Raw genomic sequence first — 8,550 nt, 5'->3', positions numbered from 1 at the left:
CTGCGTCACGCCGTGTCCGAACGGCCGCTGAAAGGGGCCGCTATGTCCTCTTGAATTTCTTCGATGTCCAGCCGCCGCGCTGACCGGGCTTGCCGAGTGTCGAGCGCGGACCGCCTTCGCGATAGGGCACTGCTTCGGTACCGGGGCCCATGGAGTCGAGATCGGGAAAATGCGGGCGGCCGGCTTCGCGCTCGGTGCCGTCGAGCACCTGTTCGCCCGGCGTGAGCACCGACGGACGGCGGCGCTTTCCCTTGCCGCCGGGGCGATCCGGCAGCACCTCGTGATAGGAGGCGACGCCCATCTCGTCGAGCGCCGGCTTGTGCGGACGGGAGACATCGATCTTGCCGCCCTTGCCGCGGCCCGATGCATCGATCCGCTTGGTCACCGGATTGTCGTTCACCGCAAGCTCGGTGGCGCGCAGGCGCTTGATCTCGTCGCGCAGGCGCGCGGCTTCCTCGAAGTTCAGATCGCTGGCGGCCTCGCGCATCCGGGTTTCAAGATCAGCCAGAACCGCCTCAAAATTATGGCCTATCGTGGCCGCTTCGGCGAAGTCGCCGCGGCCGTCGCCGGTGTCGATCAGCACGTGATCGCGCTCGTAAACGCTATCGAGGATGTCGGCGATGTTCTTCTTCACCGAAGCCGGCGTGATGTTGTGCTCCTTGTTGTAGGCCTCCTGCTTCTCGCGGCGGCGGCCGGTTTCCGCCATCGCGCGCTCCATCGAGCCGGTCACCTGGTCGGCATAGAGAATGACGCGGCCGTCGACATTGCGCGCCGCGCGGCCGATGGTCTGGATCAGCGAGGTCTCGCTGCGCAGGAAGCCTTCCTTGTCGGCATCGAGGATCGCGACCAGCGCGCATTCCGGAATGTCGAGGCCCTCGCGCAGGAGGTTGATGCCGACGAGGGCGTCGAACGCGCCGAGCCGCAGGTCGCGGATGATCTCGATGCGCTCGATGGTGTCGATGTCCGAATGCATGTAGCGCACGCGGATGCCCTGCTCGTGCAGATATTCGGTGAGGTCCTCCGCCATGCGCTTGGTCAGCACGGTGATCAGCGAGCGGTAGCCCTTGCGCGCGGTCTCGCGCACCTCGCCGACGAGGTCGTCGACCTGCGTGCGCGCGGGGCGGATGTCGACCGGCGGATCGATCAGGCCGGTCGGGCGGATCACCTGCTCGGCGAAGACGCCGCCGGACTGGTCGAGTTCCCAGCCGCCCGGGGTCGCCGAGACGGCAATGGTCTGCGGCCGCATCGCATCCCACTCCTCGAAGCGAAGCGGACGGTTGTCCATGCACGAAGGCAGGCGGAAACCGTATTCGGCGAGCGTCGCCTTGCGCCGGAAGTCGCCGCGGAACATCGCGCCGATCTGCGGAATGGTGACATGGCTTTCGTCGACGAACACGATCGCATTGTCGGGGACATATTCGAACAAGGTCGGCGGCGGCTCGCCGGGCTTTCGTCCGGTGAGATAGCGCGAGTAATTCTCGATGCCGGCGCAGGAGCCGGTCGCCTCCATCATCTCGAGGTCGAACAGCGTGCGCTGCTCGAGCCGCTGGGCTTCGAGGAGGCGTCCGGCTTTCACCAGCTGATCGAGCCGCATCTTCAGCTCGGCCTTGATGCTCTGCATCGCCTGAATGAGCGTCGGGCGCGGCGTGACATAGTGCGAATTGGCGTAGATCTTGACGAATTTCAGTTCGTCGGTCTCGCGTCCGGTGAGCGGATCGAATTCGGCGATCTTCTCGATTTCATCTCCAAAGAGAGAGACCCGCCAGGCGCGGTCCTCGTAGTGCGCCGGAAAAATCTCGATGGTGTCGCCGCGCACCCGGAAGGTGCCGCGGGAGAAGTCGAGCGTGCGCTTGTATTGCAGCGCCACGAGGTCGGCGATGAGCTGGCGCTGCTCAATCTTGCCGCCCTTTTTCAGCGAGAAGGTCATCGCCGAGTAGGTCTCGACCGAACCGATACCGTAGATGCAGGACACCGAGGCGACGATGATGACGTCATCGCGTTCGAGCAGCGCGCGCGTCGCCGAATGGCGCATGCGGTCGATCTGCTCGTTGATGGAGGAATCCTTCTCGATATAGGTGTCGGTGCGCGGGATATAGGCTTCCGGCTGGTAATAATCGTAATACGAGACGAAATATTCCACCGCGTTGTCGGGGAAGAAGCTCTTGAACTCGCCGTAGAGCTGCGCGGCGAGCGTCTTGTTCGGGGCGAGCACCAGCGCGGGCCGCTGCGTCTCCTCGATCACCTTCGCCATGGTGTAGGTCTTGCCGGACCCGGTGACGCCGAGCAGCACCTGGGTACGGTCGTTTCGGTTCACGCCTTCTACGAGTTCGGCAATTGCGGTCGGCTGGTCGCCCTTCGGCTCCATCTCGCTCTTGATGACGAGGCGCACGCCGCCTTCGGATTTTTCCGGACGAGGCGGGCGGTGCGGCGTCCAGGTCTGCGCGTTGAATTCGGGACGGCCGCTGCGAAGGAGGTCCTCCAGCGCGGCATTTGACGCCGACGCCCCGGTGACGCCGCGGCCAAGGTCCACCTCGTCGGGATTCTTCTGCCGACGCTTGCCGACCTTCGCCCCCGGCAATTCGGCATTCTCGTCGGGTTCGAGGCCGAGTTCCTTGGCAAGCGCCGGATCGATGCCGGACACCGGCGGCCCCTCGTAAGGCGAGCGCGCGACATAGCCGGATTGCGGCTTCTCGCGGAACCCCTCCCGGGTGGAGAGGCGCGCGGTGTGTTCGGCCGCATTGCCGGCGCGGCGGTCGAAGGAATTGTCCGGCGGCGGCTGCAGCCCGGTTCCCGAGCCCATGCCAGCGGTACCCTTGACGATGCCGGGATTGAGCAGCGCGTCGAGCGCCGGATCCGGCCTCGGCGCTTCCGGCCGATGCGCCTTGGCGCGGGTCGGACGTGCGTAGTCCTTCGGCTTTTTGTCCGGCTTGCCGGGAGTGTCAGGGGATTTGGACATGCCCTTGCAATATGGGCGGAGTCGGGCCGCGATAAAAGGGCAGGGCGGGGACCTTGTTGATCCCTCGCACGCGCCAGTCGCTGAGGCGCACCGCCGCGTTCTTGACAGAGTCTTGGCCGAGAGGTCGTATCATCTTAACTTCGACGAATGCGATGCGCGATCCCGATCTGCAGACCGCCATTCTGATCCATCGCTTTGGCTTTGTGCCGAAGCCAGGTGGGCTCACCGCGGCTGGCAGGGACGCACGGGCCGCGTTGCTGGCCGAACTCGACCAGCCGTCAGCTTATCTGATCGCGAGCGACGATCTCCTCGCTTCAGGCGAAGCGTTCCGGGCCGCTTATGGCGGTCGGACAAGCCTCAGAGCCGAGCGGTTGAAGGAACGCCATGAGGCCAATGCGAAGCCGCAAATGCAAGCCGACGGCAACGCGACGCCGAAGATGCAAGGTGATGGCGAGGCAATGGTTTCGCCGGCGGCACCGCCCAAACAGGTTCGGATGCCTTCGATGCCGGCGCTCATCTATCGCGACGAGGCCAAGGCGCGTTTCGATGCGGCATTTCAGGCCCCGATCGGCTTTGCCGAACGGCTGGTCTGGTTCTGGTCGAACCACTTCTGCGTGTCAGCCGGCAAGGGACAGGTGCAGGCAATCTGCGGTGCTTTTGAGCGCGAGGCGATCCGGCCACACATCACCGGCAAATTCCTCGATATGCTACTGGCGGTCGAGAGCCATCCGGCGATGCTGATCTACCTCGACAATGCCAGCTCAATCGGACCGACGTCACCAGCCGGGAAGCGTGGAGGCAAGGGTCTGAACGAGAATCTCGCGCGCGAGATTCTCGAATTGCATACGGTCGGTGTGGACGCTGGCTACGCGCAGGACGATGTCACAGCTTTCGCGAAGGTTCTCACCGGTTGGACATTCGCTCGAGTAAAGACCGATCCCGAAACCGCCGGCGAATTCAAGTTCGAAGCCCGGTTCCACGAGCCGGGACCGAAGCGCATCATGCAGCGCGATTTCGGAAAGGACGGCATCGCGCAGGGCAGGGCCGTCCTGACGATGCTCGCGCGGCATCCGGCGACGGCCACGCATATTGCACGCAAGCTGGTGCGGCATTTCATTTCCGACGATCCATCCCCCGCGCTGGTCGAACGGCTCGCCCAGCGCTTCCGTGACACGGACGGCGACCTGAAGGAAATCGCCATCGCGCTGGTAACTTCGCCCGAAGCGGTCAGTCCGTTGCGAAGCAAGCTGCGATCGCCTGCCGAATGGATGTCGGGCATCGCACGCGCGACCAGCCCGACGTCCGTCGATCTGAACACCATGCTGCAGGGACACAATCTGCTCGGATATCCGCTCTGGCGTCCTCCGGCGCCGAAAGGTTTTTCAGACTCTTCCGCTGACTGGCTCGCGGGGATCGCTCAACGGCTCGATATCGCGACCCATTATGCGCGGCGCAATCTGCCTCAGGGCGAAATCGTTTCCATCGCGGAAGAGGCATTCGGACCGCTTTTGACAAAAGAAACACGCCAGACGCTCGAGCGCGCCGAGAGCCGGCAGCAAGCGCTCGCGCTGCTGTTGATGGCTCCCGAATTCCAGCGCAGGTAAGACCCATGGTCCATGCTCCAACGCGTCGGGAATTGCTGTTGGCTTCAGGCGTGCTCTTTGCCTGGGCGCATATGCCAAAGCTGGCGCTTGCCGAAGGCCGTGACCCGCGCTTGCTGGTGATCGTGCTTCGGGGCGCCCTGGATGGCCTGTCGGCGGTCCCGCCCGTCGCTGATCCGGATTGGCTGCGTCTTCGCGGTGACAATGCCCTGCAAGGCGACGGTGTCCTGCCGCTCGACGCCTTCTTTGCGCTCAATCCGGCCATGCCGAATCTTCATCGTCTGTACCGGGCAGGGCAGGCGACGATCGTACATGCGAGCGCAACGCCCTATCGCGAGCGATCGCATTTCGACGGCCAGGATATTCTGGAAAGCGGACTGCCCCGCGTCGGCTCTGCCGATTCCGGGTGGCTCAATCGCGCGCTTCAAAATCTGCAACCGGCCGGGCGCGTCGCAAGCAACCGCGCATTCGCCGTTGGTCCGATCACGCCTCTCGTGGCGCGTGGATCTGCACCAGTCCTGTCCTGGAGCCCACCGCGCCTGCAGCCAGCGGCCGGCGATACGGCGGCACGCTTGCTTGAGCTTTATCGGCACACGGACCCGGCCTTGGCTGTCGCAATCGAAGAGCGCAGGGATCTCGCGCGGATCGCAAAGGGTGGCGGCATGAGCATGTCGCCTCAGAAACCCGGCGAGAAACCGACGGGCCCCGGCGCAGCGACCCGCGTCTATTTTTCGGAGGCAGCCGGCGGTGCTGCGAAGTTCATGGCGCGCCCCGACGGTCCGCGCGTTGGGGCCCTCGCATTCGACGGTTGGGATACTCACGTCAATGAGGGTGCGGCAAACGGCAAGCTCGCGCTGCTGCTCGCCGCGCTCGATGGTGCGATCGCAGCGATTGAAACGAATATGGGGCCCGTCTGGGATCAGACTGCAGTCGCCGTGATCACGGAGTTTGGTCGCACGGCGCGCATCAATGGCACGGCCGGCACCGATCACGGCACGGCGACGGTCGCACTCCTCGCCGGCGGCGCACTCAAGGGTGGCCGCGTGATCGCGGATTGGCCGGGGATCGGCGACAAGGACTTGCACGATGGCCGCGACCTGAAGCCGACGACCGATCTGCGAGCCGTCCTCAAGGGCCTGCTGCGCGATCACCTGCGGGTCGACGAACGCGCGCTCGCCACATCGGTATTTCCCGGCAGCGAAGCTGTAAAACCGATGGGTGAACTTGTGTAGACGCCGATCTGCGGTCGTTCGGAGCCAGGTGTGCGGTATGCTTCCGGGATGGCTCTGGGCTCGGGCATCGGTGCAGAGCAAAGAACAGCACCCGTGTGAGCTTGTGCCCGCCTTTTCGCGGTACAGAGTAGACAAACCGTAAACGCAGCCTCCCCCCGCGCCACCGATACGGGTGTCCCGTGGCCCTGCTCCCGACGCTGGAACCGCGTCGAAAACGGCCATTTACGGCGAAAGTGCACCCCTTTGTTAAGCAGGAATCGTTTATAAGGGCGCACTTCAGCTAAGGACGCGCGTTTACTGGTTAGAGCAGGCAGGCTCTGCATGTCGACATTCAATTCAGACAATGGTCAAGCCATGACCCGGAACGACGACGCCGAGATGTTCGATCTCGCGCCGGTGTCGCTGTGGCTCGAGGATTACAGCGCGCTCAAGGCTCTGTTCGGGAGCTGGCGCGCAGCGGGTGTGACCGATCTGCGGGCGCATTTCGAAGCCAACCCCGCGCGCATCCAGGAATGCTCTGCCTGCATCCGCGTCATCAAGGTGAACCGCAAGACGTTGACGTTGTTCGAGGCCGACGATGTCGGCCATCTCATCGCCAATCTCGGCATGGTGTTCCGCGACGACATGCTGGCGACCCATGTGGACGAGCTGGTCCAGCTCTGGGAGGGGAAGACCGCGTTCGAGAGCCATACGGTGAATTACACCCTGTCCGGCAGGCGGCTCGACATCCAGTTGCACGGCCGCATCCTGCCCGGGCACGAGGACAGCTGGGATCGCGTGCTGATTGCCATCGAGGACGTGACCGACCGCGAGAATGCGCGCCGGAAGCTGGCGCAGAGCGAGGGCTATGCGCTCGGCCTGTTCGCCCATTCGCCGGTCTCGCTGTGGGTCGAGGATTTCTCCAGCGTCAAGAAGCTGATCGACGAGGTTCGCGAGCGCGGCATCACCGATTTTCGCGTCTTTACCGATGTCCATCCGGAATTCGTCACGCGCTGCCTGAGCGAAATCCGCGTACTGGACGTCAACCAGCGCACGCTCGATCTGTTCGGCGCCCCCGACAAGACAGCGCTCTTGCGGGCGCTGCCGGATGTATTCCGCGACGATATGGAGCAGCATTTCCGCGAGCAGCTCATCGATCTGTGGGAAGGCAAGCTGTTCCAGTTGCGCGAGGTGGTGAATTACGCGCTCGATGGCACCAAGCTCAATCTGCTGCTGCAATTTTCGGTGCTGCCGGGCCGCGAGCACGACTGGTCGCAGGTGCAGCTCGCGCTCACCGACATCACCGCGCGCAAGAAGGCCGAGGCCTATCTTGAATATCTCGGCACCCACGACGTGCTGACCAAGCTCTACAACCGCACCTTCTATGTCGACGAGCTGAACCGGCTGGAGCGCAAGGGCCCGCACCCGGTGACGATCATCATGGTGGACCTCAACGGACTGAAGGCGGCCAATGACGAATTCGGCCATGCCGCGGGCGATGCGCTCCTGCGGCGCGCCGGCGAGGTTATCAATTCGGTGATCGAGAAGCCGGCGCATGCCTGTCGGATCGGCGGCGATGAATTCGCGATCCTGCTGCCGGAGATGGACGAGGCAGAAGGCGAGGCGCTGATTCACACCATTCAGGATCTCGTCGCGATCAACAATACATTCTATCCGGACCTGACGCTCAGCCTGTCGATGGGGCTCGCCACCGCGAACCGTGGCGAGCGCATGGAAGCCGTGGTGAAGCGCGCCGATCTCGCGATGCTCGAGGTCAAGCGACTGCATTATTCCGAGGCCGAGCATGATCGCCGCAGGCCCCAGCACATCCGCATGAGCTGAGGGCTTCCTCGAAGCGGCCCGCGCGAAGGTCAGGTCCCGCTGACGAGGCGCATTACGCCGACGCCGCGGCGAGATACCGGTGAATCGCGGCGACCACCTGCGCGCCTTCGCCGATCGCCCCGCCGACCCGCTTGACCGAACCGGAGCGGACGTCTCCGACGGCGAATACGCCGGGTACGCTCGATTGCAGCGGATTCTCGCCATGACCTGCCGAGCATTCCTTCCCAGTGATGACAAAGCCGGCGCGGTCGAGTTCGATCCCGCAATCGGCAAGCCAGCCGGTCGCGGGCTCCGCGCCGATGAAAAGGAACAGGTTGCCGATGGCCGCTTCCTCTTCCTTCCCGGTCTTGCGATTGCGCAACCGGACGCGCGCGAGCCGGCCGTTCCCTGCTAGACCTGAAATCTCGGTATGCGGCAGCACCTCGATATTGGGCGCGGCCTCGATGCGGTCGATGAGGTAGCGGGACATCGTGGCGGCCAGTCCTTCGCCTCGCACCACGATCCGCACCGTCGATGCATGGCTGGCGAGAAACACCGCGGCCTGACCCGCGGAATTGCCGCCGCCGACAATGATCACGTCCTCATTGGCACAGAGCCGTGCTTCAATCGGGGATGCCCAATACCAGACGCCGCGCCCTTCGAATTGGGAGAGTTCACCGAGGCCGAGCTGGCGATAGCGCGCTCCGCTCGCAATCACCACGCTGCGCGCGCGGATTTCGCCGCGGTCCGCGGTATGAAGTTTGAAGGTACCGTCCTTGCGCGTGCAATCGAGCCGCGTGATCGAGATCGGCATGATGATTTCGCTGCCGAATTTCTGGGCCTGGACAAAGGCGCGGCTGACCAGTGCCATTCCGGAAATTCCGGTCGGGAAACCGAAATAGTTCTCGATCCGCGCGCTGGCGCCGGCTTGCCCGCCATAGGCACGCTGCTCCAGCACGAT

At 64.1% G+C, this 8,550-nt stretch carries 5 protein-coding genes; 3 read left to right on the top strand and 2 right to left on the bottom strand.

Features of this window, described 5'->3' with window-relative positions; genetic code table 11:
• Window positions 1-40: 40 nt before the first annotated feature.
• On the bottom strand, window positions 41-2,956 hold the full coding sequence (gene uvrB / locus VN004_RS02490; protein WP_325606689.1) for an excinuclease ABC subunit UvrB: 2,916 nt from the start codon (window positions 2,954-2,956) through the stop codon (window positions 41-43).
• A gap of 152 nt (window positions 2,957-3,108) precedes the next feature.
• Here uvrB and VN004_RS02485 point away from each other — a divergent pair, with 152 nt between their 5' ends.
• The 3 genes from VN004_RS02485 to VN004_RS02475 all read left to right on the top strand — a co-directional run bounded on the left by VN004_RS02485 (window position 3,109) and on the right by VN004_RS02475 (window position 7,610).
• Window positions 3,109-4,560 carry a DUF1800 domain-containing protein gene (locus VN004_RS02485; protein WP_325606686.1) on the top strand — a complete coding sequence of 484 codons (1,452 nt, stop codon included), beginning with the start codon at window positions 3,109-3,111 and terminating at the stop codon, window positions 4,558-4,560.
• A 5-nt stretch (window positions 4,561-4,565) separates the two neighbouring features.
• Window positions 4,566-5,789, top strand: a complete 1,224-nt coding sequence (locus tag VN004_RS02480) for a DUF1501 domain-containing protein (RefSeq protein WP_325606684.1) — start codon at window positions 4,566-4,568, stop codon at window positions 5,787-5,789.
• 354 nt (window positions 5,790-6,143) lie between these two features.
• Window positions 6,144-7,610, top strand: coding sequence for a GGDEF domain-containing protein (locus VN004_RS02475; protein ID WP_325606682.1), 1,467 nt, complete (start codon window positions 6,144-6,146; stop codon window positions 7,608-7,610).
• 52 nt (window positions 7,611-7,662) lie between these two features.
• On the opposite strand, the gene VN004_RS02470 is transcribed toward VN004_RS02475, so the two are convergent.
• The coding region (locus VN004_RS02470) for an NAD(P)/FAD-dependent oxidoreductase (protein ID WP_325606680.1) at window positions 7,663-8,550 on the bottom strand (888 nt) is incomplete at its 5' end.

The sequence above is a fragment of the Pseudorhodoplanes sp. genome (assembly GCF_035565855.1).
Lineage (GTDB): Bacteria > Pseudomonadota > Alphaproteobacteria > Rhizobiales > Xanthobacteraceae > Pseudorhodoplanes.
Note: the sequence above shows the minus strand (reverse complement) of the source record. Positions and strands in the feature narration are given on the sequence as shown.